Source organism: Leclercia sp. Colony189, assembly GCF_009740165.1.
Classification (GTDB): domain Bacteria; phylum Pseudomonadota; class Gammaproteobacteria; order Enterobacterales; family Enterobacteriaceae; genus Enterobacter.
On the sequence record NZ_CP046557.1, the window covers coordinates 16,601 to 40,528 of the forward strand.

At 57.8% G+C, this 23,928-nt stretch carries 24 protein-coding genes; 18 read left to right on the top strand and 6 right to left on the bottom strand.

Going from position 1 to position 23,928, the window contains the following annotated elements; translation table 11 throughout:
- The first annotated feature begins 120 nt into the window (after nt 1–120).
- The 5 genes from GNG29_RS00075 to GNG29_RS00095 are packed head-to-tail and all read left to right on the top strand — an operon-like array spanning nt 121 to nt 5,186.
- A complete protein-coding gene (locus GNG29_RS00075; RefSeq protein WP_156653647.1) occupies nt 121–1,836 on the top strand; it encodes a solute:sodium symporter family transporter in 1,716 nt (571 codons plus the stop codon).
- The gene (locus GNG29_RS00080; protein WP_156653648.1) at nt 1,833–3,326 is read left to right on the top strand and encodes a sulfatase-like hydrolase/transferase; all 1,494 of its coding nucleotides are present in this window, start codon (nt 1,833–1,835) and stop codon (nt 3,324–3,326) included. Before GNG29_RS00075 ends, GNG29_RS00080 begins: the two co-directional genes overlap by 4 nt.
- 60 nt (nt 3,327–3,386) lie before the next feature.
- Nucleotides 3,387–3,734 carry a YidH family protein gene (locus GNG29_RS00085; protein ID WP_103177645.1) on the top strand — a complete coding sequence of 116 codons (348 nt, stop codon included), beginning with the start codon at nt 3,387–3,389 and terminating at the stop codon, nt 3,732–3,734.
- Nucleotides 3,724–4,086, top strand: a complete 363-nt coding sequence (locus GNG29_RS00090; protein ID WP_103177646.1) for a DUF202 domain-containing protein — start codon at nt 3,724–3,726, stop codon at nt 4,084–4,086. The genes GNG29_RS00085 and GNG29_RS00090 overlap by 11 nt, the downstream gene beginning before the upstream one ends.
- Nucleotides 4,083–5,186: an anaerobic sulfatase maturase gene (locus GNG29_RS00095; protein ID WP_158251040.1), complete on the top strand. Its 1,104-nt coding sequence runs from the start codon at nt 4,083–4,085 to the stop codon at nt 5,184–5,186. The genes GNG29_RS00090 and GNG29_RS00095 overlap by 4 nt, the downstream gene beginning before the upstream one ends.
- A gap of 1 nt (nt 5,187) precedes the next feature.
- Here the strand turns inward: GNG29_RS00095 and dsdA are convergent, their stop codons facing one another.
- The 4 genes from dsdA to tisB form a co-directional block, all read right to left on the bottom strand.
- Nucleotides 5,188–6,486: a D-serine ammonia-lyase gene (gene dsdA, locus GNG29_RS00100; RefSeq protein WP_156653649.1), complete on the bottom strand. Its 1,299-nt coding sequence runs from the start codon at nt 6,484–6,486 to the stop codon at nt 5,188–5,190.
- A 62-nt stretch (nt 6,487–6,548) separates the two neighbouring features.
- Nucleotides 6,549–7,733 (bottom strand): multidrug efflux MFS transporter EmrD, encoded by a 1,185-nt coding sequence (emrD, locus tag GNG29_RS00105; protein WP_103824377.1) that lies wholly within the window; start codon nt 7,731–7,733, stop codon nt 6,549–6,551.
- 186 nt (nt 7,734–7,919) lie between these two features.
- On the bottom strand, nt 7,920–8,366 hold the full coding sequence (locus GNG29_RS00110) for a GNAT family N-acetyltransferase (protein ID WP_156653650.1): 447 nt from the start codon (nt 8,364–8,366) through the stop codon (nt 7,920–7,922).
- 73 nt (nt 8,367–8,439) lie between these two features.
- A complete protein-coding gene (gene tisB, locus GNG29_RS00115; protein ID WP_039032257.1) occupies nt 8,440–8,529 on the bottom strand; it encodes a type I toxin-antitoxin system toxin TisB in 90 nt (29 codons plus the stop codon).
- A 524-nt stretch (nt 8,530–9,053) separates the two neighbouring features.
- On the opposite strand from tisB, the gene ivbL reads away from it, so the two are divergent.
- From ivbL to ilvN, 3 genes are all read left to right on the top strand, one after another.
- Entirely contained in the window at nt 9,054–9,152 is a 99-nt protein-coding gene (ivbL, locus tag GNG29_RS00120) for an ilvB operon leader peptide IvbL (RefSeq protein ID WP_103177650.1), read from the top strand.
- A gap of 107 nt (nt 9,153–9,259) precedes the next feature.
- Complete coding sequence (ilvB, locus tag GNG29_RS00125) at nt 9,260–10,948, top strand: acetolactate synthase large subunit (protein ID WP_156653651.1); 1,689 nt, start codon at nt 9,260–9,262, stop codon at nt 10,946–10,948.
- Between the two features lie 3 nt (nt 10,949–10,951).
- Nucleotides 10,952–11,239, top strand: a complete 288-nt coding sequence (ilvN, locus tag GNG29_RS00130) for an acetolactate synthase small subunit (RefSeq protein WP_039032259.1) — start codon at nt 10,952–10,954, stop codon at nt 11,237–11,239.
- A 1-nt stretch (nt 11,240) separates the two neighbouring features.
- Here ilvN and GNG29_RS00135 read toward each other — a convergent pair whose 3' ends face one another.
- Complete coding sequence (locus GNG29_RS00135) at nt 11,241–12,032, bottom strand: DeoR family transcriptional regulator (protein ID WP_103177652.1); 792 nt, start codon at nt 12,030–12,032, stop codon at nt 11,241–11,243.
- A gap of 323 nt (nt 12,033–12,355) precedes the next feature.
- On the opposite strand from GNG29_RS00135, the gene rbsK reads away from it, so the two are divergent.
- From rbsK to GNG29_RS00175, 8 genes are all read left to right on the top strand, one after another.
- Nucleotides 12,356–13,276 (top strand): ribokinase, encoded by a 921-nt coding sequence (gene rbsK / locus GNG29_RS00140; protein ID WP_103177653.1) that lies wholly within the window; start codon nt 12,356–12,358, stop codon nt 13,274–13,276.
- Nucleotides 13,277–13,305: 29 nt separating this feature from the next.
- Nucleotides 13,306–14,622 carry an L-fucose:H+ symporter permease gene (gene fucP, locus GNG29_RS00145; protein WP_103177654.1) on the top strand — a complete coding sequence of 439 codons (1,317 nt, stop codon included), beginning with the start codon at nt 13,306–13,308 and terminating at the stop codon, nt 14,620–14,622.
- Between the two features lie 11 nt (nt 14,623–14,633).
- Complete coding sequence (locus GNG29_RS00150; protein ID WP_156653652.1) at nt 14,634–15,644, top strand: aldose 1-epimerase family protein; 1,011 nt, start codon at nt 14,634–14,636, stop codon at nt 15,642–15,644.
- Between the two features lie 82 nt (nt 15,645–15,726).
- Entirely contained in the window at nt 15,727–16,317 is a 591-nt protein-coding gene (gene uhpA, locus GNG29_RS00155) for a transcriptional regulator UhpA (protein WP_156653653.1), read from the top strand.
- Nucleotides 16,317–17,822 carry a signal transduction histidine-protein kinase/phosphatase UhpB gene (gene uhpB / locus GNG29_RS00160; RefSeq protein WP_156653654.1) on the top strand — a complete coding sequence of 502 codons (1,506 nt, stop codon included), beginning with the start codon at nt 16,317–16,319 and terminating at the stop codon, nt 17,820–17,822. Before uhpA ends, uhpB begins: the two co-directional genes overlap by 1 nt.
- Nucleotides 17,815–19,134, top strand: coding sequence for an MFS transporter (locus GNG29_RS00165; RefSeq protein ID WP_103177658.1), 1,320 nt, complete (start codon nt 17,815–17,817; stop codon nt 19,132–19,134). Before uhpB ends, GNG29_RS00165 begins: the two co-directional genes overlap by 8 nt.
- Before the next feature lie 140 nt (nt 19,135–19,274).
- On the top strand, nt 19,275–20,666 hold the full coding sequence (gene uhpT, locus GNG29_RS00170) for a hexose-6-phosphate:phosphate antiporter (RefSeq protein ID WP_103177659.1): 1,392 nt from the start codon (nt 19,275–19,277) through the stop codon (nt 20,664–20,666).
- Between the two features lie 162 nt (nt 20,667–20,828).
- On the top strand, nt 20,829–21,833 hold the full coding sequence (locus tag GNG29_RS00175) for an alpha/beta fold hydrolase (RefSeq protein WP_156653655.1): 1,005 nt from the start codon (nt 20,829–20,831) through the stop codon (nt 21,831–21,833).
- Here GNG29_RS00175 and GNG29_RS00180 read toward each other — a convergent pair.
- On the bottom strand, nt 21,821–22,723 hold the full coding sequence (locus GNG29_RS00180; RefSeq protein WP_103177661.1) for a LysR family transcriptional regulator: 903 nt from the start codon (nt 22,721–22,723) through the stop codon (nt 21,821–21,823). The two genes, GNG29_RS00175 and GNG29_RS00180, sit on opposite strands and share 13 nt — an antisense overlap.
- 100 nt (nt 22,724–22,823) lie before the next feature.
- Between GNG29_RS00180 and GNG29_RS00185 the strand changes: the two genes are divergently transcribed.
- Nucleotides 22,824–23,276, top strand: coding sequence for a DUF1198 domain-containing protein (locus GNG29_RS00185; RefSeq protein WP_103177662.1), 453 nt, complete (start codon nt 22,824–22,826; stop codon nt 23,274–23,276).
- Between the two features lie 96 nt (nt 23,277–23,372).
- Nucleotides 23,373–23,900 (top strand): SRPBCC domain-containing protein, encoded by a 528-nt coding sequence (locus GNG29_RS00190; protein ID WP_103177663.1) that lies wholly within the window; start codon nt 23,373–23,375, stop codon nt 23,898–23,900.
- Nucleotides 23,901–23,928: the final 28 nt, after the last annotated feature.

A 23,928-nucleotide genomic window follows, 5' to 3' on the forward strand; every position in this document is an offset into this window, starting at 1 on the left:
AACTATTCGTTCAGGGATATGACGTTTGTATTTTAAGAAATCTGACTGCCTGACCCGGCAAGCAATAACCTCAGTTAACCCTACAGCTGCCGGGACATAATCAACAACAAGGGCTATGAGATGAATACGCTACAAATTTTGAGCTTCGTCGGTTTTACGCTACTGGTGGCATGTATCACCTGGTGGAAAATCCGTAAAACAGATACCGAATCGCAGCAGGGCTATTTTCTTGCCGGACGGTCGCTAAAAGCGCCGGTGATTGCTGCCTCGCTGATGCTGACTAACCTCTCTACCGAACAACTGGTCGGCCTCTCCGGGCAAGCGTACAAAAGTGGCATGTCGGTAATGGGTTGGGAAGTCACCTCGGCGGTGACCTTGATCTTTCTGGCGCTGATCTTCCTGCCTCGCTATTTGCAGCGCGGTATCGCCACTATTCCCGATTTTCTGGAAGAACGGTACGACAAAACCACGCGCATCATTATCGACTTTTGTTTTCTTATCGCGACCGGCGTCTGCTTCCTGCCGATCGTGCTCTATTCCGGCGCGCTGGCGCTTAACAGCCTGTTTCATATTGGCGAGTCGTTGCAAATCTCACAGGGTGCGGCCATCTGGTTATTGGTAGTGTTGCTCGGCATAGCGGGAATTATTTACGCCGTAATAGGCGGCCTGAGGGCGATGGCCGTGGCTGACTCGATCAACGGCATTGGCCTGGTTATTGGCGGTCTGATGGTGCCCGTGTTTGGTCTGATCGCAATGGGTAAAGGCAGTTTAATGCAGGGAATTGAGCAATTGACCACCGTGCATGCCGAGAAATTAAATTCAATCGGCGGGGCGAACGATCCGCTGCCAATTGGCGCGGCCTTTACCGGTTTGATTCTGGTGAATACCTTTTACTGGTGTACCAATCAGGGCATTGTGCAACGCACGCTGGCGTCCAAAAGCCTTGCCGAAGGGCAAAAAGGGGCGCTGCTTACCGCCGTGTTAAAAATGCTCGATCCGCTGGTGCTGGTCTTGCCGGGGTTGATTGCTTTCCACCTGTATCAGGATCTACCGAAAGCAGATATGGCTTACCCCACGCTGGTTAATAACGTTCTTCCTGCCCCTCTGGTCGGCTTTTTTGGCGCGGTGTTATTTGGCGCGGTCATCAGCACGTTTAATGGCTTTTTAAACAGCGCCAGTACGTTATTCAGCATGGGCATCTACCGCCGCATCATTAACCAGCAGGCGCAACCTGATCAACTGGTGCATGTCGGGCGAAGATTTGGACTCTTTATCGCGGTAATTTCGGTACTGGTTGCGCCGTGGATCGCCAATGCGCCGGAAGGCCTATACAGCTGGATGAAGCAGCTCAATGGAATTTATAACGTGCCGCTGGTGACCATCATCATTATGGGCTTCTTTTTCCCGCGTATCCCGGCGCTGGCCGCTAAGGTGGCAATGGGGCTCGGTATTGTCAGTTACATCACCATCAATTACCTGGTGAAGTTCGATTTCCATTTTCTTTACGTACTGGCCTGCACCTTCTGCATCAATGTGGTGGTGATGTTACTGATTGGCGCGATTAAGCCACGTGCAACACCGTTCAAATTTCACGATGCCTTTGCCGTGAATATGCAGCCCTGGAAGGACGCAAAAATCGCCTCTGTTGGCATCCTCACCGCCATGATTGGCGTCTATGCCGGCCTGGCGCAGTTCGGTGGTTATCACACCCGATGGTTGACGGTTATCAGCTATACCATCACGGCGGTCGTGGTGATTTATATCATTTATAGCAGCTGGCAGAGACGCCGTTCCGCCACTGTGCAGCGTGTCTGTGACGCTAAGGATAAAGCATGAGTCGTCCTAACTTTCTCTTCATTATGACCGATACCCAGGCCACCAATATGGTGGGCTGCTATAGCGGCAAGCCGCTGAACACAAACAATATTGATGCTCTGGCGGCGGAAGGTATTCGTTTTAACTCCGCCTATACCTGTTCGCCGGTATGCACGCCTGCGCGAGCTGGCTTATTTACCGGCATCTATGCCAATCAGTCCGGCCCATGGACCAATAACGTCGCACCGGGGAAAAACATCGTCACCATGGGTCGCTATTTTAAGTATGCGGGCTACCACACCTGCTATATCGGCAAATGGCACCTCGACGGGCATGACTATTTTGGCACTGGTGAGTGCCCTCCGGAGTGGGATGCTGATTACTGGTATGACGGTGCCAACTACCTTGCGGAACTGACCGAGCAAGAGATCGGCCTGTGGCGTAATGGTCTGAATAGTATCGAAGATTTACAGGCCAACAATATCGATGAAACCTTTACCTGGGCGCACCGCATCAGCAACCGGGCGGTCGATTTTCTCCATCAGCCTGCGCGCGCCGATGAGCCATTTCTGATGGTGGTGTCGTATGACGAGCCGCATCATCCCTTTACCTGCCCGGTTGAGTATCTTGAGAAATATCAGGATTTTTATTACGACCTCGGGGCGAGAGCACATGATCCACTGAATAATAAGCCTGAGCATCATCGTCTGTGGTCGCAGGCGATGCCCTCGCCGGTAGGAGAGGACGGGCGCTACTACCATCCTCTCTATTTTGCCTGCAATGACTTTGTCGATGACCAGATTGGCCGGGTGATCGCGGCGTTAACGCCGGAGCAGCGGGAAAGTACCTGGGTGATCTACACCTCTGACCATGGGGAAATGATGGGTGCCCATAAGCTCATCAGCAAAGGTGCAGCGATGTACGATGATATCACCCGTATTCCGCTGATTATGCGTTCGCCGGAAGGAGAGCATCGTCAGGTGGATACGCCTGTCAGCCATATCGATCTGCTGCCAACCATGATGGCGCTGGCGGGCATTCCTAAGCCGGACATTCTGCCCGGGGAAAATATTCTGGCCGTTGCGCAGCCTCGTGGCGTGATGGTGGAGTTCAACCGCTATGAGATTGAGCATGACAGCTTTGGCGGTTTTATTCCGGTGCGCTGCTGGGTCACGGACGACTGGAAACTGGTGTTAAACCTGTTTACCAGCGACGAGCTGTATGACAGGCGAAGCGATCCTGATGAGCTCAAAAATCTGATCGATGCTCCTGAGTTGGAAGAGGTTCGCGTCAAAATGCACGATGCTCTGCTGGATTATATGGATCACATTCGCGATCCGTTCCGTACCTATCAGTGGAGCCTGCGCCCGTGGCGTAAAACTGCTACGCCACGCTGGATGGGGGCTTTCCGACCGCGTCCGGCAGACGGTTATTCCCCGGTCGTGCGCGACTACGACACCGGTTTACCAACGCAAGGTGTCAAAGTGGAGGAGAAAAAGCAGAAGTTCTGACTAAAATGCCGGATAAGGCGTTTTTATCGCCATCCGGCAACAACAGCAAAAGGAGTGCAGATGAAAATTTCCCGCCTCGGCGAAGCGCCGGATTATCGCTTCTCGCTGGCAAACGAGCGCACCTTTCTGGCCTGGATCCGTACCGCCCTGGGCTTTCTGGCAGCCGGTGTCGGCCTTGACCAGCTGGCACCCGACTTTGCCACGCCGGTGATCCGCCAGCTGCTGGCGCTGCTGCTGTGCCTTTTTTCCGGAGGGCTGGCGATCTACGGCTACCTGCGCTGGCTGCGCAATGAAAAGGCGATGCGCCTGAAAGAAGACCTGCCCTATACCCACAGCCTGCTGATTATCAGCCTGATCCTGATGGTGGTGGCGGTGATTGTCATGGGACTGGTGCTCTATGGCGGATAATCGCAAAGCCCGCCGCCTGGCCGATCCGGGACTGCAGCCGGAGCGGACCTCGCTCGCCTGGCTGCGCACCCTGCTGGGCTACGGCGCCCTGATGGTGCTGGCGGTTAAACACAACTGGCAGCAGGCAGGGCAGCTGTTCTGGGTGGCGCTGGGTGTACTGGCAATCGCGGCGCTGATCCTCTGGTATTACACCCGCAGCAGGGCGCAAATGGATGTTTCTCTGTATGATTTTTCATCATCCCGACCGGTGCATATTAAATTTTTGATCGCCCTCGCAGTGTTATCCCTCGCATTACTGTTTGCTGCTAGCCATGTCCACCATCTCATTACTTTTATCAGGGGTATTACATGACAGGATGTCAGGTTATGGCCAAGCCAGCCAGCTCACGATGCAACCTGAATTGCCGCTACTGTTTTTATATCGATAAGCCTCAACAGGCGATCATGGATGACGCCACCCTGGAAACCTTTATTCAACAGCATATCGCCGCCCAGCCCGGACCAGAGGTACAGTTCGCCTGGCAGGGCGGGGAACCGACCCTGTGCGGGCTGGATTTCTTTCGTCGTGTCGTGGAACTGCAACAGCGGCATGGCGCAGGAAAACGTATCCACAACGCTTTTCAGACCAACGGCATCCTGCTCAATGACGCCTGGTGTATCTTTTTTCGTGAACAGGGCTGGCTGGTGGGTATCTCTCTCGATGGGCCTGCGGCGCTGCATGATGCTTACCGCGTCAGCCGCAGCGGCAACCCTACTCATCATAAGGTGCTGGCGGCGATAGAGAAGCTGCGAGCGCATCAGGTGTCGTTTAATCTTCTGACGGTCATCAACCGGCAGAACAGCGGCCAGCCGGAGCGCATGTATCGCTATTTGCGCGCGCTGGGCACGCCGTATCTGCAGTTTCTTCCCCTGCTGGAGCACGACAACCCGGAATCAGTCAGCGATGCGCAGTGGGGAGCATTCCTGTCGTCGGTGTTTGATATCTGGGTGCGGGAGGATATTGGTCGCATCTTTGTGCAGCTTTTCGACTCGACGTTAGGGGTCTGGTGCGGCTATCCGTCGCAGATCTGTTCCCTCGCCGTCACCTGCGGCCACGCCTTCGCGCTGGAGGCGCAGGGCGATCTCTATCAATGCGATCACTATGTCTACCCCGAGTACCGGCTGGGTAACATCCACCAGACGCCGCTGGCAGAGCTTAATAACAGTGAGGCGGCCATCGCCTTTGGCCAGCGTAAAAAAACCACTTTACCCGGTGAGTGCCAGGCCTGCCCGGCGCTTTACCTGTGCAACGGCGACTGCCCGAAACACCGGGTGGAGGGCAAAAGCGCGCTGTGCGCGGGGTATCTGGCGTTCTTTCGCCATTGTGCCCCGCATATGCGGGTGATGCGCGATCTTATCCGCCATCACCGTTCGCCCATCGAGTTAATGACCCTGTTACGCCAGAGCCAGTAAGTTACCGCCCTTTTGCCAGATACTTCGCTATCTCCTCGTCCGGCACCATGCCGCCGCCGGTGGCCCACACCAGGTGGGTGGCGTTGTCCAGCGCATAGTGCCCGGCAGTGGCAAGACGTACCGGCCCGGCCATTCCCGCCAGCGCGGAGGGCTCAAGAAGAATCTGCTCCTCCTGCGCCAGCCAGCCCAGCATGTCATACATGCTCTGATCGGAGAGGGTATAGAACCCGTCGAGCAGGCGCTCCATGGCGCGGCCAACAAAACCGGACGCGCGGCCTACCGCCAGGCCATCGGCCGCAGTGAGGTTATCGATCCCCAGATCCTGCACGGCAATCTGGTCATGTAGCCCGGTATAAACCCCCAGCAGCATGCACGGCGAATGAGTAGGTTCGGCAAAGAAGCAGTGCACATGGTCGCCAAAGGCCAGCTTCAGCCCAAACGCCACGCCGCCAGGGCCGCCGCCGACGCCGCATGGCAGGTAGACAAACAGGGGATGCTCCCTGTCCACCACCTGGCCCTGGTCAGCAAACTGCGCTTTCAGTCGTGTGCCTGCCACGGCATAGCCTAAAAACAGGGTGCGGGAGTTTTCATCGTCGATAAAGAAGCAGTTCGGATCGCTTTCGGCCGCTTTGCGGCCTTGCTCCACCGCCACGCCGTAGTCCTGCTCATATTCCACCACCGTCACGCCGTGGCTGCGCAGTTTCGCTTTTTTCCATTCCCGGGCGTCGGCGGACATATGGACCGTCACCTTAAAGCCGATGCGGGCGCTCATGATGCCGATGGACATCCCCAGGTTGCCGGTCGACCCCACGGCGATGCTGTACTGGCTGAAGAAATCTTTGAAGCGCGGCTCCAGCAGGATGCTGTAATCCTCCTCCGGCGTTAACAGGCCCGCGGCGAGGGCCAGTTTTTCCGCGTGGGTCAGCACCTCATAGATGCCGCCGCGGGCTTTGATGGAGCCGGAGATCGGCAGATGACTGTCTTTTTTCAACAGCAACGTGCCGGGAAGGGTGATATCGAACGCCGTCTCCAGCCGCTTGTGCATCCCCGGTATGGCGACCAGCTCCGATTCGATAATCCCGTTTGTGGCCGCCGTTTCCGGGAACGCTTTCGCCAGGTACGGCGCAAACCGCGCCAGGCGCGCGTGGGCATCATCCACGTCGGCCTGGGTCAGGCCAACGTGCGGCAACCCTTCGGCCAGCGTGGTGGCTTTGGGGTTAAGCCAGGTGGTCTCTTTCAGGGCGATCAGCGCATTGAGCAGGGGATATTGCGCGATTAATGTCTGGGTCTGTGGCGTCATAGGTTCCTCGCAGGCGTTATCCCCTTAAGAAAACAGGAAACGGACGCGAGGGCAAGTGAACGCTACACCGCCTGCTGGTGATGTGAGGCGCGGGAGGCCAGCGGCAGCCAGCACAGCACAATCAGCAGCCCCATTAAGGTCATCAGCAGACCAAGGCTGGCCTGTCCGTTTTGCGGCATCATCGCCGAGAGCCAGGCCAGCGCGCCGGAGCCGATATTCTGCAATCCTCCCACCAGCGCCCCGGCGGTGCCCGCGAGGAACGGGAAGGGCTCCATCGCGCCGCTGGTCGCCAGCGGGAAGAGCATCCCCGCGCCAAAGAAGAAGAGCGCAGCCGGGATCAGCAGGGTCCAGACATTCATCACCCCGAACAGCCCCGGGATCCACATCATCAGCCCCGCCAGCAGGCAGCTTGCCACCGACTGCCACATCAGGGTGGTAAAGCGTTTATTGGCGCGTCCGGCAAACCAGGCGCCGAAGAACGCCGCCGGGATCGGCAGAATAAACAGAATACTTACCACCATACTGCTGAGACCCAGCCCGGCGCCCAACAGCACGCCCGAACTGGCTTCGAATACGGCGATACCCGCCAGGCCCCCAATCAGCATCAGCACGTAGCAGTTAAACGCCCCGTTGCCGAAAAGGATTTTGTAGCTGGTGAGCAGTCTGGTGCGAGGCGCCTCAGTAGGCCGGGTTTCCGGCATCCAGCGCGCCATGCTGAAGGTGACGATGGCGCACAGCACCAGCAGGAAGCCATAGCAGGCCCGCCAGGACCAGACGGTATCCAGCAGGCCGCCAATCAGCGGCGCCAGCAGCGGGCTCACCAGGATGCCCATGTTCAGCAGGCTATTGGCGTGGCGCAACTGGGTGCCCTGATACATATCCCGCGGCAGCGTGCGCGCCATCACCCCGCCGACGCCGGTGCCGACGCCCTGCAACGCGCTGGCGGCAATCAGCACGCTCAGGCTGTGGGTGGACATGGCGATGACCGTCGCGATCATAAAAATTGTCATGCCGACCAGGATCACCGGACGGCGACCCACGCGGTCCGAGAGCGGGCCGTAGAACAACTGCGATACGCCATAGGTCAGCAGATAGGCGCCCATCACGCTCTGGATCGCCCCTTCGCGGACCTGGAGTTCCTTCGCCATGTCCGCAATGGCCGGGATATAGATGGTTTGCGCCATCTGACCGACGGCGACCAGCAAGATCAACATCAAGAGTAAATTAACGTTCCGCTGTTTTTTCATGTCGCTGAATACTTTTGCCAAAAGTGAGAAATAAAGAATAAGTGACTACGCATTCCCATAAATGCGCGAGGAATCTACCACAGGAAAATGACAAGTTAAGTACCCGGCTGAATAACGGGAAGAGGCAAGAAGGCAGGATTTTTAAACGACAGCGGCAACGAATGTTGCCAGCGTTAATTCATTTGCTTAAACCGCGCAAAACAGCCGGTGCGTCACGCGCGGTTCATCGGCGACCAGCGTAAAGCCTGACCGCTGGTAGAAGGCCCAGGCGGTCTGGGGCGCATGGGTATTGAGAAAATCGAACCATATGCTGGCATCGGCCATCACCACATCGAGCAGCTGCCTGCCGATACCCTGCCCGCGACACTTTTCGCTGATATAGAGATGGCGGATGCGACCGGCCCGCGGCTGCTGGCTGAACGGATCGCGGTTTAGTCCGCAAATTCCTACCAGCTTGCCATTGAGAAACGCACCCAGCAGCTTTTCGCCGGGGGCATTGAAGCGGTTTTCGCCGCGCTGCCAGTTCTCTTCCAGCCTGCGCAGCATGTTGAAATTAAGCGCGACGCTCTCGGCCTTAAGCGCGATATACCCCGGTTCGTCCGGCGTAACGGGTTCAATTAGCAAACGCGACATAGCATTCCCTCGTTATTATCGTTGTTAAAGAGGGGCGGTTTCCCGCCCCTCTTCGGTGCGACTTGAACCTGAATTACTTCACGTATTTCAGGACAGCATCAAGCAGTTGCAGTGCTGCAACAATGAGTTTGAGGATAAGTACAACCATATCCACTACGCTCATACGCGTCTCCTCTGGTTAAGGAGCACGATGCTGGCGTACCTTTCCGCCGCCTGTGACCAGCACCTTTGTTGACGTAACACAGTGTGCTCAGTTGGGGAGTGGAGGCGCTGACGGCACCACCCGTTTCAGCCAGGACTTCGTTGCGCCGGTGTACTACGAGCGGCTCCCCTCACACCCTGTGAACACCACCAGTATAGATAAATACTGTATATATGAACAGTAATTTATGGACAAAACGTGAAGGGCGATCCATACTCAAATGCGTCAAAATCCGTGCCCCAAATTGCGCGTTCCTGTGCGATCGCGTATACTTCGGGCGTTGACGTAACACAGTGTGCTCTGCGGTCACCAGCCGCAAACGCTGTAAAAAAAACCTCGCTCCGGCGGGGTTTTTTGTTTTCATCACCTAATAAACGAAACGTGATCCCTGACGCATTTTTGCGCAGATGAAAATATTTCCATTGTCACGCCTGAAAACCTGTGTTTGTATAAATTCTATCAATGATTCCAGAGACAGGTTCCTAATGACCTCTTCCATGCTGACCTCGACCCTACTAAAAACTGCGCAACCAGCCGCAGTGGTCGTCGTGCGTGTGGTGGTCGTCGTCGGCAATGCGCCGTAGGGACTGGATCAACACACGATTCCAAACCCCGCCGGCGCAAACCGGCGGGGTTTTTCGTTTAAAGCCCCCCGGAAAGTCGGCTCAGATCACAATAAGAGGACTGGAGCATGGCAAGTTCGGGCACAACATCACACAAGACGCGTTTCACAGGCGCGCAGTTAATCGTTCATCTGCTGGAACGTCAGGGCATTACCACGGTTGCGGGTATCCCTGGCGGAACGGTACTCCCGCTGTATGACGCCTTAAGCCAGAGCACGCAGATCCGTCACGTGCTGGCGCGACACGAACAGGGCGCAGGCTTTATCGCCCAGGGCATGGCGCGTACCCAGGGCAAACCGGCGGTTTGCATGGCCTGTAGCGGGCCGGGGGCCACCAACCTGGTGACCGCCATCGCCGACGCGCGTCTCGACTCCATTCCGTTAGTCTGCATTACCGGCCAGGTGCCTGCCTCGATGATCGGCACCGATGCGTTTCAGGAAGTGGACACCTACGGCATCTCTATCCCCATCACCAAGCACAACTATTTAGTGCGCGATATCAGCGAATTACCGCAGGTTATCAGCGATGCGTTCCGTATCGCCCAGTCCGGTCGTCCGGGTCCGGTGTGGATAGACATTCCTAAGGATGTGCAGACCGCTGAAATTGAGATCGAGGTACTGCCAGAGCCAGGCACCCGTGCGCCATCGCCGGCATTCAGCGCGGAGAGCGTGCGCGAGGCGGCGGCGATGATTAACGCCGCCCAGCGTCCGGTGCTCTATCTGGGCGGCGGGGTGATCGACGCGCCTGATGCGGTGCGTACCCTGGCAGAAAAGGCCAACCTGCCAACCACCATGACCCTGATGGCGTTGGGTATGCTGCCCAAAGCGCACCCGCTGTCGCTGGGTATGCTCGGGATGCATGGCGCGCGCAGCACCAACTTTATTCTGCAGGAAGCTGACCTGCTGATTGTTCTCGGGGCGCGTTTTGATGACCGGGCGATCGGCAAAACCGAGCAGTTCTGCCCGAACGCCAAAATCATTCACGTGGATATCGACCGCGCGGAGCTGGGCAAAATCAAGCAGCCGCACGTGGCGATCCAGGGCGACGTTGACGAGGTGCTGGCGCAGCTGCTGCCGCACATCGACGCCACTCCGCGCACCGCGTGGCGTGAGCAGGTTACCGGTCTGCAGCAGGAGTTCCCGGGCGCTATCCCGACCGGCGGCGATCCGCTGAGCCACTACGGGTTGATTAACGCCGTGGCCGCCTGCGTGGACGACAGCGCCATTATCACCACCGATGTGGGACAGCATCAGATGTGGACCGCCCAGGCCTATCCACTGAACCGTCCGCGTCAGTGGCTGACCTCCGGCGGGCTGGGGACCATGGGCTTTGGCCTGCCTGCGGCAGTGGGCGCGGCGCTGGCGAATCCGGACCGCAAGGTGATCTGCTTCTCCGGCGACGGCAGCCTGATGATGAACATCCAGGAGATGGCCACCGCGGCGGAAAATCAGCTGGATGTGAAAATCATTCTGATGAACAACGAAGCGCTGGGCCTGGTGCATCAGCAGCAGAGCCTGTTCTACAAGCAGGGCGTCTTTGCCGCCACCTATCCGGGGATGATTAACTTTATGCAGATTGCCGCCGGATTTGGCCTGCACACCTGCGATCTGAATGCCGAAGAGGATGCGCAGGCCGCGCTTCAGGCGGCGATCTCGCGCCCGGGTCCGGCACTGATCCACGTGCGTATCGATCCACAACAAAAAGTTTATCCGATGGTACCGCCGGGTGCGGCCAATACAGAAATGGTGGGGGAATAAGCCATGCAGAAGCAAAATGATAACGTCATTCTGGAACTCACCGTCCGCAACCACCCAGGCGTCATGACCCACGTCTGCGGGCTGTTTGCCCGCCGGGCGTTCAACGTGGAAGGCATCCTCTGTTTACCAATCCAGGGCAGCGAGCACAGCCGTATCTGGCTACTGGTGAATGATGACCAGCGTCTGGAGCAGATGATGGCCCAGATCGACAAGCTGGAAGATGTGGTGAAAGTGGTGCGTAACCAGTCCGATCCGACCATGTTTAACAAAATTGCGGTGTTCTTCGAGTAACTTACTCCCCGGCGGCGTCCGGGGTGATGATTTTCACAAAGCCGTTCCGGCAGTGGGCCGGGTAGTCTGCCGGAAGCGGGCGGTCGCTGATCAGCACATCAAATGCCGACAGCGGCCCGATGCTGGCGGGGGCCACTTCATCAAACAGGGCGTAACGGGCCAGCAGGATCTTGCGGATGCCATGTTGCATGGCTTTGCGCTTGGTGGCGAGATCGTCAAGGTTAAACCAGGTAACCCCATAGTGCTCATGCACGCCGCTGGCGGAGATAAACACCTTGCGCGGGTTCAGGGAGTCCAGTATCGACGGGTTGCTGGTGTCATAAAACGCATCGCTTTTTGCCCGGTAGGTGCCGCCACACAAAATGGCGGTGGCGTTGGGCTTCTCATTAAGCGCCATAAATACGCGATGGGAATAGCAGATGCCGGTAAAGGTAATGTCGTCGGGGATCATGCTAATCACCAGCGGCATCTCCGGGCCATTATCAAAAAAGACCAGGTCGTTTTCCGCCACCATGCCCGCCGCCAGAATGGCGATAGGCAGATCGTCGGGGTGGTGAGTCTGGCTGCGTACCACCGGTGCGGCAGGCGCGGTGGCCGGTTTATTAACCATCACGATATAGCCGCCCAGCAGGGTCAGGGGCAGCACGGTCTCATGGTTATCCGGGCTGAGATCGCGACGGATAGTCATAACGGAGACTTCAAGCATCCGGGCGGCATCTTTCAGATGGATGCGGTCGGTTTTTTTTAACAGCTCCACCAGACGCCGGATTCGTTCTTTTTGCTTCGTCTCCATTCACCCTCTCCGCACAGTAGGATGTTCCTTTAAACACATGCATGATGCGTCAGGAACATTTTTGTTGCGTCATACTATACTGCCGCCCGGCCGGAAAGAAAAGCCGCTTCTGAAACTGTCATTATCATCCAATCTGTTGTAATTAATGAGTTAATTTTAAATTACCGACATTACTTTTCACTTTTAACTCCGCGCGAAGATTAAACATTAACCGACGTCAATGGATCCGCTAATCGCGATCGCAGTCACAAATGATACGGAAATAACATGATAATGTTACGATAATATCATTGTTGAGTGATTGTTTCAGAGAGGTAGTAAACATGGATATCGCGGTTATCGGCTCCAACATGGTGGATCTCATCACCTATATCAATCAGATGCCGAAAGAGGGCGAAACCCTTGAAGCCCCGGCGTTTAAAATTGGCTGTGGCGGCAAAGGCGCGAATCAGGCGGTGGCGGCGGCCAAGCTCAATTCGAAGGTGATGATGCTGACCAAAGTCGGTGACGATATTTTTGCCGATAACACCATCCGCAATCTGGAGTCCTGGGGCATCAACACCACCTATGTGGAAAAAGTGCCATGCACCAGCAGCGGCGTGGCGCCCATCTTTGTGAACGCCAACTCCAGCAACAGCATTCTGATTGTGAAAGGCGCCAATAAATTCCTCTCGCCGGAAGATATCGACCGCGCGGCAGAGGATCTGAAAAAGTGTCAGCTGATTGTTTTACAGCTTGAAGTGCAGCTGGAGACGGTTTATCACGCCATCGAGTTTGGTAAAAAACACGGTATTCAGGTGTTATTAAATCCGGCCCCGGCATTACGTGAATTAGATATGTCCTATGCCTGCAAATGTGATTTCTTTGTGCCGAATGAAACCGAACTGGAAATTCTGACCGGCATGCCGGTAAATACCTACGAAAATATCTGCCTCGCGGCGCGTTCGCTGGTAGATAAAGGGCTGAATAATATTATTGTCACCATGGGTGAAAAAGGGGCGCTATGGATGACGCGCGACCGGGAAGTTAAAGTCCCGGCCTTTAAAGTAAATGCCGTCGATACCAGCGGGGCCGGTGATGCCTTTATCGGCTGCTTCGCCCACTACTATGTCCAGAGCGGCGACGTTGAAGCCGCCATGAAAAAAGCCTCCCTCTTTGCCGCCTTCAGCGTCACCGGGAAAGGCACCCAGTCTTCTTACCCCAGCATCGAACAATTCAATGAGTTTCTGGCATTGAACGAATAATAAAACCCTGCGAAATAAAAGGTAGCACTATGAACGATAAAAACATCATTCAGATGCCTGACGGCTATCTGAATAAAACCCCTCTGTTCCAGTTTATTTTGTTATCCTGCTTATTCCCATTATGGGGATGCGCTGCTGCTTTAAATGATATTTTAATTACGCAGTTTAAAAGCGTCTTTGCACTCAGCAATTTTGCCTCGGCGCTGGTGCAAAGCGCATTTTATGGCGGTTATTTCCTGATAGCTATTCCGGCCTCGCTGGTAATTAAAAAGACCAGCTATAAAGTGGCGATCTTAATCGGATTAACGCTCTATATCGTAGGCTGTACGCTCTTTTTCCCGGCCTCGCACATGGCAACCTACACCATGTTCCTGGCGGCCATCTTTGCCATCGCGATTGGTCTGAGCTTCCTCGAAACGGCGGCTAATACCTACAGCTCAATGATCGGCTCGAAAGCCTATGCCACGCTGCGCCTGAACGTTAGCCAGACCTTCTACCCGATTGGCGCTGCCGCAGGCATCCTGCTGGGTAAATATCTGGTCTTCTCCGAAGGCGACAGCCTGGAAAAACAGATGGCAGGCATGAACGCCGAGCAGATCCACAACTTTAAGATCCTGATGCTGGAGAACACGCTGGAGCCTTACAAGTATATGATTATGGTTCTGGTGGTGGTGATGGTTCTGTTTCTGTTAACCCGCTTCCCCACCTGCAAAGTGGCGCAAACCACGGAGCGTAAGCGCCCGTCGGCGATGGATACCCTGCGCTACCTCGCCACCAATGCCCGCTTCCGTCGCGGTATTGTGGCGCAGTTCCTCTATGTGGGCATGCAGGTGGCGGTGTGGTCATTCACCATCCGTCTGGCGCTGGAGCTGGGCGATATCAACGAACGCGACGCCTCCAACTTTATGGTCTACAGCTTTGCCTGCTTCTTCATCGGCAAGTTCATCGCCAACGTTCTGATGACCCGCTTTAACCCGGCGAAGGTGCTCATTATGTACTCGGTGGTCGGCGCGCTGTTCCTGGCCTATGTGGCGCTGGCGCCAGGCTTTAGCGCGGTTTACGTTGCGGTGTTGGTCAGTATTCTCTTCGGGCCATGCTGGGCCACTATCTACGCCGGAACCCTGGATACCGTGGACAACGAACATACCGAAATGGCGGGCGCGGTGATCGTGATGGCGATTGTGGGTGCGGCAGTCGTGCCTGCGGTGCAGGGCTATGTCGCCGATCTGTTCCACTCGCTGCAGGCCTCTTTCCTGGTCTCGATGCTGTGCTTTGTCTACGTGGGCGTCTATTTCTGGCGTGAGAGCAAAGTGCGCCGTGAACTGACCGAAGCCACCGCTTCCTGAGGAGAAACACCATGACGCAACTTCCCCTGTGGCGCGCGCTCTTTACCGAACAGCCGCGCACCCTGCTGCAAAACGATGACTTCACGGTGACGGCGTTTCGCTACGCCAGCGGCGTGGAGGGGCTGCGGGTGCAAAACAGCCGCGGCCACCTGGTGATCCTCCCCTGGCTGGGGCAGATGATCTGGGATGCGGAGTTTGATGGCCGCGACCTGACGATGCGCAATATGTTCCGCCAGCCCAAAGCGGCAAAAGAGGTGGTGGAAACCTATGGCTGTTTTGCCTTCCACTCGGGCCTGCTGGCAAACGGCTGCCCGTCCCCGGAGGATACCCATCCGCTGCACGGCGAAATGCCCTGCGCGCCAATGGATGAAGCCTGGCTGGAGCTGAAGGGCGACAGCCTGACGGTGACCGGACGCTATGAATATGTGATGGGCTTCGGTCATCATTATCAGGCGCAGCCGGCGGTGACGTTACGTAAAGCCAGCGCCCTGTTTGAGATCACCATGGCGGTAACCAACCTGGCGACGGTGCCCATGCCGCTCCAGTACATGTGCCATATGAACTATGCGTATGTTGAGGGGGCCACCTTCAGCCAGAACGTCCCGGATGAAGCCATTCAGCTGCGCGAGTCGATCCCGGCGCACGTTAAACCTACCGAACAGTGGCTGGCGTTCAACCAGCGTGTACAGCAGGGCGAAGCGACCCTGAAGACCCTCTCTGAACCGCAATTTTACGATCCGGAGATTGTCTTCTTCACCGACCAGCTCGATCGTTATACGGATAGCCCGGAATTCCGCATGATCGCCCCGGATGGCGTCACCTTTGTTACGCGTTTTGCCAGCGCCGAACTGAACTACGCCACCCACTGGATACTCTACAACGGCGATCAGCAGGTGGCGGCGTTCGTGCTTCCGGCCACCTGCCGCCCGGAAGGGTTCCTGGCGGCACAGCACAGCGGCAGCCTGATTTCGCTGGCTCCGGCCGAAACCCGCCGCTTTACGGTGACCACAGGCATCCTCTGACGGCACGAATCGTTCATCGCTTGAACAGTAACGCGCTTATCGCTAAGGTAAGCGCGTTTTTTAATCCCGCCAGGAATGCACCATGACCACCATCGCCCTTATCGACGATCACCTTATCGTCCGCTCCGGATTTGCCCAGCTGCTGAGCCTGGAGCCCGATTTTCAGGTATTGGCCGAGTTCGGCTCCGGCCGCGAGGCGCTGGCCGGCCTGCCGGGACGCGGGGTACAGGTCTGTATCTGCGATATCTCAATGCCGGACCTCTCCGGGCTGGAGCTGCTGAGCCAGCTGCCGAAAGGAATAACGACCATCATGCTCTCGGTTCACGACAGTCCGGCGCTGGTAGAGCAGGCGCTGAACGCGGGCGCGCGCGGGTTTCTCTCCAAACGCTGCAGCCCGGACGAGCTGATTGCCGCCGTGCGTACCGTCGCCACCGGCGGTTGCTACCTGACGCCAGATATCGCCCTCAAGCTGGCGGCCGGACGCCAGGACCCGCTTACCCGACGCGAACGCCAGGTGGCGGAAAAGCTGGCTCAGGGAATGGCGGTGAAAGAGATCGCCCTTGAGCTTGGCCTGTCGCCAAAAACCGTACACGTTCACCGCGCCAACCTGATGGAAAAACTGGGCGTCAGCAATGACGTTGAGCTGGCGCGCCGCATGTTTGACGGCTGGTAATGCACGCCTTTTTCTCCCGGCTGGTGGCGGTGGTCGCCAGCTTCTTTATCTTCTCCGCCGCCTGGTTCTGCCTGTGGAGCATCAGCCTGCACCTGGTAGAACGCCCGGAGCTGGCGGTGTTGCTGTTCCCTTTCGGCCTGCGGCTGGGGCTGATGCTGCAATGCCCGCGCGGCTACTGGCCGGTTTTATTGGGTGCAGAGTGGCTGATGCTGATCTGGTTGTCGCAGGAAGTCGCCCTCGCGTATCTGCCCTTATTGATGACCGGAAGCCTGCTCACGCTCCTCCCGGTTGCGCTTATTTCCCGCTATCGTCACCAGCGCGACTGGCGCACCCTGCTGCGCCAGGGGGCGGCGCTGATCGCCGCCGCGCTGTTGCAGTCCCTGCCGTGGGTGGGCGAAAAGGAGATGCTGAACACCCTGCTGCTGACCCTGACCGGCGGCCTGACCCTGGCCCCGACCTGCCTCGTCATCTGGCATTACCTCACCAGCACCGTCTGGCAGCCCCTTGGCCCGGCGTTGGTTTCTCAGCCCGTCAACTGGCGCGCCCGGCATCTCATCTGGTATCTGCTGCTGTTTGTGGTGAGCCTGTGGTTGCAGCTTGGCCTGCCCGCAGAGCTGTCGCGCTTTACGCCGTTTTGTCTGGCGCTGCCGATCATCGCGCTCGCCTGGCATTACGGCTGGCAGGGGGCGTTGATCGCCACGCTGATGAACGCCATCGCGCTGATTGCCAGCCAGACCTGGCACGATCACCCGGTGGATCTGCTGCTCTCTCTGCTGGCCCAGAGCCTGACCGGGCTGCTGCTCGGCGCGGGCATTCAGCGTCTGCGTGAGCTGAACCAGTCCTTGCAAACCGAGCTGTCGCGCAATCGCCGCCTGGCAGAACGCCTGCTGGAGACCGAAGAGAGCGTGCGCCAGGAGGTGGCGCGTGAACTGCACGACGACATCGGCCAGACCATTACCGCCATTCGTACCCAGGCGGGTATCGTCCAGCGTCTGGCGGCGGACAACGCCGGGGTGAAGCAGGGCGGGGCGCATATCGAACAGCTCTCGCTGGGCGTGTATGACTCGGTGCGTCGCCTGCTGGGCAGGCTGCGTCCGCGCCAGCTGGACGATCTGACCCTGGAACAGGCGGTGCGCTCCCTGATGCGTGAGATGGAGCTGGAGAGCCGCGGCATCGTCAGCCATCTCGACTGGCGCATTGATGAATCATTGCTGAGTGAAGGCCAGCGCGTCACGCTGTTTCGCGTCTGTCAGGAAGGGCTGAACAATATCGTCAAACACGCCAGCGCCAGCGCGGTGACGCTGCAGGGCTGGCAGCAGGATGAAAGCCTCAGGCTGGTGATTGAAGACGATGGCTGCGGCCTGCCGCCGGGCTCGGGGCTGCAGGGCTTTGGCCTGGCGGGGATGCGCGAACGCGTGAAGGCGCTGGGCGGCACGCTGACTATCTCCTGCACACACGGGACGCGCGTCAGCGTCAGTTTACCGCTTCGGAGTCACCATGTTTAAACCCCCTGTCGATGCAGTCCCGATAAGCGATAAGGCGGAAATCGACGCCCGCTATCGTTACTGGCGACGCCATATTCTGATCACCCTCTGGCTCGGCTACGCGCTGTTCTACTTCACCCGCAAAAGCTTTAACGCCGCCGCGCCGGAGATCCTCGCCAGCGGGGTGATGACCCGCACCGATATCGGCCTGCTGGCGACGCTGTTTTACATCACCTATGGCCTGTCGAAGTTCTTCTCCGGCATCGTCAGCGACCGCTCCAACGCCCGCTACTTTATGGGTTTTGGCCTGATCGCCACCGGGGTGGTGAACATCCTGTTCGGCTTCTCCACCTCGCTGTGGGCCTTCGCCCTGCTGTGGGCGCTGAACGCCTTTTTCCAGGGCTGGGGCGCGCCGGTCTGTGCCCGCCTGCTCACCGCCTGGTATTCGCGCAACGAGCGCGGCGGCTGGTGGGCGATCTGGAACACCGCCCATAACGTCGGCGGGGCGCTGATCCCGATGGTGGTCGGTGCCGCAGCGCTGCACTACGGCTGGCGCGCGGGGATGATGATTGCCGGTTGTCTCGCGATCCTCGCCGGGCTGTTTCTCTGCTGGCGTCTGCGCGATCGGCCGCAAACCGTGGGTCTGCCGGCGGTGGGCGACTGGCGGCACGACGCGCTGGAGATTGCCCAGCAGCAGGAGGGGGCCGGGCTGTCCCGCCAGGCGATCCTCACCCGATATGTGCTGAAAAACCCCTATATCTGGCTGCTGTCGCTCTGCTACGTGCTGGTCTACGTGGTGCGCGCGGCGATCAATGACTGGGGCAATCTGTACATGTCCGAGACGCTGGGTGTGGATCTGGTCACCGCCAACTCGGCGGTGACGATGTTTGAGCTGGGCGGGTTTATCGGCGCGCTGGTGGCGGGCTGGGGCTCGGATAAGCTCTTCAACGGCAACCGTGGTCCAATGAACCTGATTTTTGCCGCCGGGATTTTGCTCTCGGTCGGTTCCCTGTGGCTGATGCCGTTTGCCAGCTACGTGATGCAGGCGGCGTGCTTCTTTACCATCGGCTTCTTTGTGTTTGGCCCGCAGATGCTGATCGGCATGGCGGCGGCGGAGTGCTCCCACAAGGACGCGGCAGGGGCGGCGACCGGTTTTGTCGGGCTGTTCGCCTATCTCGGGGCATCGCTTTCCGGCTGGCCGCTGGCCAGGGTGATCGACACCTGGCACTGGAGCGGGTTCTTCGCGGTGATCGCCATCGCGGCGGGGATTTCGGCCCTGCTGCTGCTGCCGTTCCTTAACGCCCAGGCCCCGCGTGAAGCCAGTGTGATGTGATGCGCCTCACCTTTTCACCGCGAGTGGCGCGAAACTAAGAAATTTTCCCGGTTCCGCCTGGACGCTGTCTCAGGCATCTCTCCTGGCTGATTTTTACAATGCCTGCCATTCGCAGGTAAAAATCAGCTCAGGAGCAAACCATGCTGGCCTTCCTCAATCAGGTGCGCAAGCCGACCCTGGATCTGCCGCTCGATGTGCGGCGCAAAATGTGGTTCAAACCCTTCATGCAGTCCTACCTGGTGGTCTTTATCGGCTACCTGACCATGTATCTGATCCGCAAAAACTTTAACATCGCGCAGAACGACATGATCTCGACCTACGGGCTGAGCATGACCCAGTTGGGGATGATTGGCCTCGGTTTCTCCATCACCTACGGGGTGGGGAAAACCGTTGTCTCGTACTATGCGGACGGCAAAAACACCAAGCAGTTCCTGCCGTTTATGCTGATCCTCTCCGCCATCTGTATGCTCGGCTTCAGCGCCAGCATGGGCGCGGGCTCCGTCAGCCTGTTCCTGATGATCGCCTTCTACGCCCTGAGCGGTTTCTTCCAGAGTACCGGCGGGTCGTGCAGCTACTCCACCATCACCAAATGGACCCCGCGCCGCAAGCGGGGCTCGTACCTCGGCATGTGGAACATCTCCCACAACCTCGGCGGGGCGGGTGCGGCAGGGGTGGCGCTGTTCGGCGCGAACTACCTCTTCGACGGCCACGTGATCGGCATGTTTATCTTCCCGTCGATTATCGCCCTGATCGTCGGCTTTATCGGCCTGCGCTTCGGCAGTGACTCCCCGGAATCATACGGTCTGGGTAAAGCCGAAGAGCTGTTTAATGAAGAGATCAGCGAAGAGGACAAAGAGACTGAAGAGAACGAGATGACCAAATGGCAGATCTTTGTTGAGTACGTGCTGAAAAACAAAGTGATCTGGCTGCTCTGCTTCTCCAATATCTTCCTCTACGTGGTGCGCATCGGTATCGACCAGTGGTCGACCGTGTATGCCTTCCAGGAGCTGAAGCTCTCCAAAGAGGTGGCGATCCAGGGCTTCACCCTGTTTGAAGTAGGCGCGCTGGTCGGCACCCTGCTGTGGGGCTGGCTCTCGGATCTCGCCAATGGCCGTCGTGCGCTGGTGGCCTGCGTCGCGCTGGCGCTGATTATCGCCACGCTGGGTATTTATCAGCATGCAAGCAACCAGTACGTCTATCTCGCCTCCCTGTTCGCGCTCGGCTTCCTGGTCTTTGGTCCGCAGCTGTTGATCGGCGTGGCGGCGGTAGGTTTTGTGCCGAAAAAAGCGATCGGCGCTGCCGATGGGATTAAAGGCACCTTCGCTTACCTGATCGGCGACAGCTTCGCCAAGCTCGGTTTGGGGATGATTGCCGACGGCACGCCGATCTTCGGCCTCACCGGCTGGGCAGGCACTTTTGCCGCGCTGGATGCGGCAGCCATCGGCTGTATCGTCCTGATGGCGATGGTTGCGGTGTTGGAAGAGCGCAAGATCCGCCGCGAAAAACGCGTACAACGTTTGAAAGCAGCCTGAGTATGCAGGTCACTTTTTGCCCGGCGTGATGCCGGGCTTTTTTACATTCTCACCCCGATTACCTTACCCCGCTTTACACATCCGCTCCGTCCTATGCTCTACAGTTTTAGTTTGCTGCCGCCTTTCGCGCAGCCTCAGCCCTTTTGCTAACGGAGAGCTTGCATGTTGACCCGAGGATTGTCCTGCCTTGCGCTGCTGGTGGCGCTGGCCTCACCCGCGATGGCGGCCGATACCCCCACCTACGGCGAAAAGCTGGAAGGTTTTGACTACGCCTGGCCGGTAAAACACTTCACCTTCACCTCGCAAGAACAGTCTCTGGATATGGCCTATCTGGACGTGAAGCCGGAAAACGCCAACGGCCGGACCGTGGTGCTGATGCACGGTAAAAACTTCTGCGCCGGCACCTGGGATGGCACCATCCGCGCCCTCACCGCCAGCGGCTATCGCGTGGTGGCACCCGATCAGGTGGGCTTCTGCAAATCCACCAAGCCGGAGCGCTATCAATACACCTTCCAGCAGCTGGCGGATAACACCCATGCCCTGCTGAAAGAGCTGGGGATCGATCGCGTTACCGTTATTGGTCACTCCACCGGCGGCATGCTGGCGACCCGCTACGCGCTGATGTGGCCCCAGGAGGTGGAACAGCTGGTGATGGTCAACCCGATTGGGCTGGAGGACTGGAAGGCGCGCGGCGTGCCGCACATTACGGTCGACCAGTGGTATCAGCGCGAGCTAAAAACCAGCGCCGACGGCATCCGCCAGTACGAAAAAAACACCTACTACGCCGGAGAGTGGAAGCCGGAGTACGAGCGTTGGGTCACCATGCTCGCCGGACTGAACAACGGGCCGGGAAAAGAACGTGTGGCCTGGAACTCGGCGCTGCTCTACGACATGATCTACACCCAGCCGGTGATCTACGAATTTAGTGAACTGAAGATGCCGGTATTATTGATGATCGGCACGAAGGACAACACCGCCATCGGCAAAGATCTCGCCCCGCAGGAGATCCGTAAAACGCTCGGCAACTATGCGGTACTGGGGAAGGAGACGGCGAAACGTATCCCACACGCCACGCTGGTGGAGTTTGACGATATGGGCCATGCCCCGCAGATGCAGGATCCGCAGCGTTTCCATGAGGCGCTGCTGAAAGGGCTTCAGGCGCGCTGACTGGTCTTAAGCATTAGCTCGCGCAACCAGGCCTGCGCGGGATTGCGGTGCGTTCTGCCGTGCCAGGCCATGCTTTTGGTAAAGCCTGGCACGGAAACGGGTGTCTCGCAGACGAACATCTCCGTCTGATTTTCGGCGATGCGTGATGGTACGGTGGCAATCATATCGCTGAGAGCCAGCACGTCCGGTAGTACTAAAAAATGGCTCACCGAAAGTCCCACACGCCGCATTCGACCAATTTTCTCCAGCACGCTATCGGTCACCCCGCGAAAACCGTCTCCCTCGTAAGAGACCAGCACATGCTCTAGGGCGCAAAAACGTGCCAGCGAAAGCGGTTTGCCCGCGTCCGGATGGTCGGCACGCATCATGCAAACGTACCGTTCATCATAAAGTGCGCGACTATGCAATTCGGCCGGCGTGGTGTGTGGAGTGATCAGCGCCACGTCAACGCTGCCCCGCTCAAGCTGGCTGACCAGACGGTCGGATTCCACCGGTACCACCCGCACGCGGATGGCGGGCGCTCGTATCTTAAGGGCTGCGATAAAGGGCACCATTACTGCCCGCAATGCGTAGTCGGTGGCGGCAACGGTAAAGGTCATGCTGGCGCTCAGGGGATCGAAGCCGGTGGGCTGCAGCAGCACGTCGATATCCGCCAGAATACGTTTTACCGGGGCGGCCAGCTCTTCGGCGCGCGTGGTTGGCACTATGCCGTGCGGGGCGCGGATAAACAGCGGATCGTCAAAGTAATCGCGCAGGCGGTTGAGCATGCCGCTGACCGCGGGCTGGGTCAGGGATAAGCGTGATGCCGCGCGGGTGACGCTGCGCTCATCCATCAGAGCATCCAGAGTTTTCAAAAGATTCAAATCCAGCGTGCGGATATCCGTTTTCATAGTCCTCTACTACCTGTTTTCAGTACATTAATACGACGTTGTCCGCTGTCGACGCGCTGCGTTTCCCGATATTATGCTCGACTAACCGTAAGGAGAATTCATGGTCTGGATAATGCTGGCTACGCTTGCCGTGGTATTTGTGGTGGGCTTTCGCGTCATGACGTCGGGCTCCCGGCGCGCCATTCGTCGTCTCAGCGAACGGCTGGGGATCGCCCCTGTGCCGCTGGAGTCGATGATCGATCAGTTTGGCAAAAGCGCCGGCAATGAGTTTATCCGCTACCTTGAACGTCCTGACGAGGCGCATCTGCTCAATGCCGCGCAGGTGCTGCTGATCTGGCAGGTGTGCATCGTCGACAGCAGTGAAAACAACCTGCAGAACTGGTATCGCCTGCTGCGCAAGGCGCGTCTTGCCGCGCCGATCACCGATGCGCAGGTTCGCCTGGCGCTTGGCTTTATGCGCGATATGGAGCCGGATCCGTACGAACTGAATGCCTTCCAGCTGCGTTATAACCAACTCTTCCTGCCGGAAGAGGGGGTCTTCTTCCTGCACTGATATCACGCCTCGTGATGAGGATTATAAATCATCGTCATTAGATTTATACCACTAACCGGCGCACCATCACCCCATTAACAAACGATGAGGTGAACCATGAATCAATCCGCCATTATCTGGCCGCAGGAGTACCTGCCGGGCACTACCGATAATTTTGCATCCAACGAAATCATCGTCGCTGGGCTGACCGCGCAGGCCGTCTGGGACCAGCTGAACGACACCCGTCTGTGGCCGGAGTATTACAGCAATGCCGAGGATATTCGCTTTCACGACGGCAGCGGCCCGCTGCTCAGCGACGGCGCGCGCTTCCGTTTCACAACCTTCGGCTTTCCGGTAGAAGCGCAGGTTACGGAATATGTGCCGCCGGTCGCAGGCCAGGCCGCGCGCATCGCCTGGCACGGCTGGGTAGAGGGCGATGCCAGCTCACGTCTGGATGTGATCCACGCCTGGCTGTTTGAAGATTTACCGGGAAATCGCGTGCGCATCCTGACCCAGGAGTCGCAGAAAGGCGTTCCTGCACAAGAGCTGGCGCGCACCGTGCCGAATCCAATGATTAACGGGCATCAGGAGTGGATCGTCGGGCTGGCGAAGGCGGCAATGCAAGAAAAGTTGTCGAAACGTTAAATATGTCACACTTTTGATGATAAACTGC

Coding starts and splice junctions, on each gene's coding strand:
- GNG29_RS00075 (WP_156653647.1), top strand. CDS start 121: ATGAATACGCTACAAATTTTGAGCTTCGTCGGTTTTACGCTACTGGTG.
- GNG29_RS00080 (WP_156653648.1), top strand. CDS start 1,833: ATGAGTCGTCCTAACTTTCTCTTCATTATGACCGATACCCAGGCCACC.
- GNG29_RS00085 (WP_103177645.1), top strand. CDS start 3,387: ATGAAAATTTCCCGCCTCGGCGAAGCGCCGGATTATCGCTTCTCGCTG.
- GNG29_RS00090 (WP_103177646.1), top strand. CDS start 3,724: ATGGCGGATAATCGCAAAGCCCGCCGCCTGGCCGATCCGGGACTGCAG.
- GNG29_RS00095 (WP_158251040.1), top strand. CDS start 4,083: ATGACAGGATGTCAGGTTATGGCCAAGCCAGCCAGCTCACGATGCAAC.
- dsdA (WP_156653649.1), bottom strand. CDS start 6,486: ATGACGCCACAGACCCAGACATTAATCGCGCAATATCCCCTGCTCAAT.
- emrD (WP_103824377.1), bottom strand. CDS start 7,733: ATGAAAAAACAGCGGAACGTTAATTTACTCTTGATGTTGATCTTGCTG.
- GNG29_RS00110 (WP_156653650.1), bottom strand. CDS start 8,366: ATGTCGCGTTTGCTAATTGAACCCGTTACGCCGGACGAACCGGGGTAT.
- tisB (WP_039032257.1), bottom strand. CDS start 8,529: ATGAGCGTAGTGGATATGGTTGTACTTATCCTCAAACTCATTGTTGCA.
- ivbL (WP_103177650.1), top strand. CDS start 9,054: ATGACCTCTTCCATGCTGACCTCGACCCTACTAAAAACTGCGCAACCA.
- ilvB (WP_156653651.1), top strand. CDS start 9,260: ATGGCAAGTTCGGGCACAACATCACACAAGACGCGTTTCACAGGCGCG.
- ilvN (WP_039032259.1), top strand. CDS start 10,952: ATGCAGAAGCAAAATGATAACGTCATTCTGGAACTCACCGTCCGCAAC.
- GNG29_RS00135 (WP_103177652.1), bottom strand. CDS start 12,032: ATGGAGACGAAGCAAAAAGAACGAATCCGGCGTCTGGTGGAGCTGTTA.
- rbsK (WP_103177653.1), top strand. CDS start 12,356: ATGGATATCGCGGTTATCGGCTCCAACATGGTGGATCTCATCACCTAT.
- fucP (WP_103177654.1), top strand. CDS start 13,306: ATGAACGATAAAAACATCATTCAGATGCCTGACGGCTATCTGAATAAA.
- GNG29_RS00150 (WP_156653652.1), top strand. CDS start 14,634: ATGACGCAACTTCCCCTGTGGCGCGCGCTCTTTACCGAACAGCCGCGC.
- uhpA (WP_156653653.1), top strand. CDS start 15,727: ATGACCACCATCGCCCTTATCGACGATCACCTTATCGTCCGCTCCGGA.
- uhpB (WP_156653654.1), top strand. CDS start 16,317: ATGCACGCCTTTTTCTCCCGGCTGGTGGCGGTGGTCGCCAGCTTCTTT.
- GNG29_RS00165 (WP_103177658.1), top strand. CDS start 17,815: ATGTTTAAACCCCCTGTCGATGCAGTCCCGATAAGCGATAAGGCGGAA.
- uhpT (WP_103177659.1), top strand. CDS start 19,275: ATGCTGGCCTTCCTCAATCAGGTGCGCAAGCCGACCCTGGATCTGCCG.
- GNG29_RS00175 (WP_156653655.1), top strand. CDS start 20,829: ATGTTGACCCGAGGATTGTCCTGCCTTGCGCTGCTGGTGGCGCTGGCC.
- GNG29_RS00180 (WP_103177661.1), bottom strand. CDS start 22,723: ATGAAAACGGATATCCGCACGCTGGATTTGAATCTTTTGAAAACTCTG.
- GNG29_RS00185 (WP_103177662.1), top strand. CDS start 22,824: ATGGTCTGGATAATGCTGGCTACGCTTGCCGTGGTATTTGTGGTGGGC.
- GNG29_RS00190 (WP_103177663.1), top strand. CDS start 23,373: ATGAATCAATCCGCCATTATCTGGCCGCAGGAGTACCTGCCGGGCACT.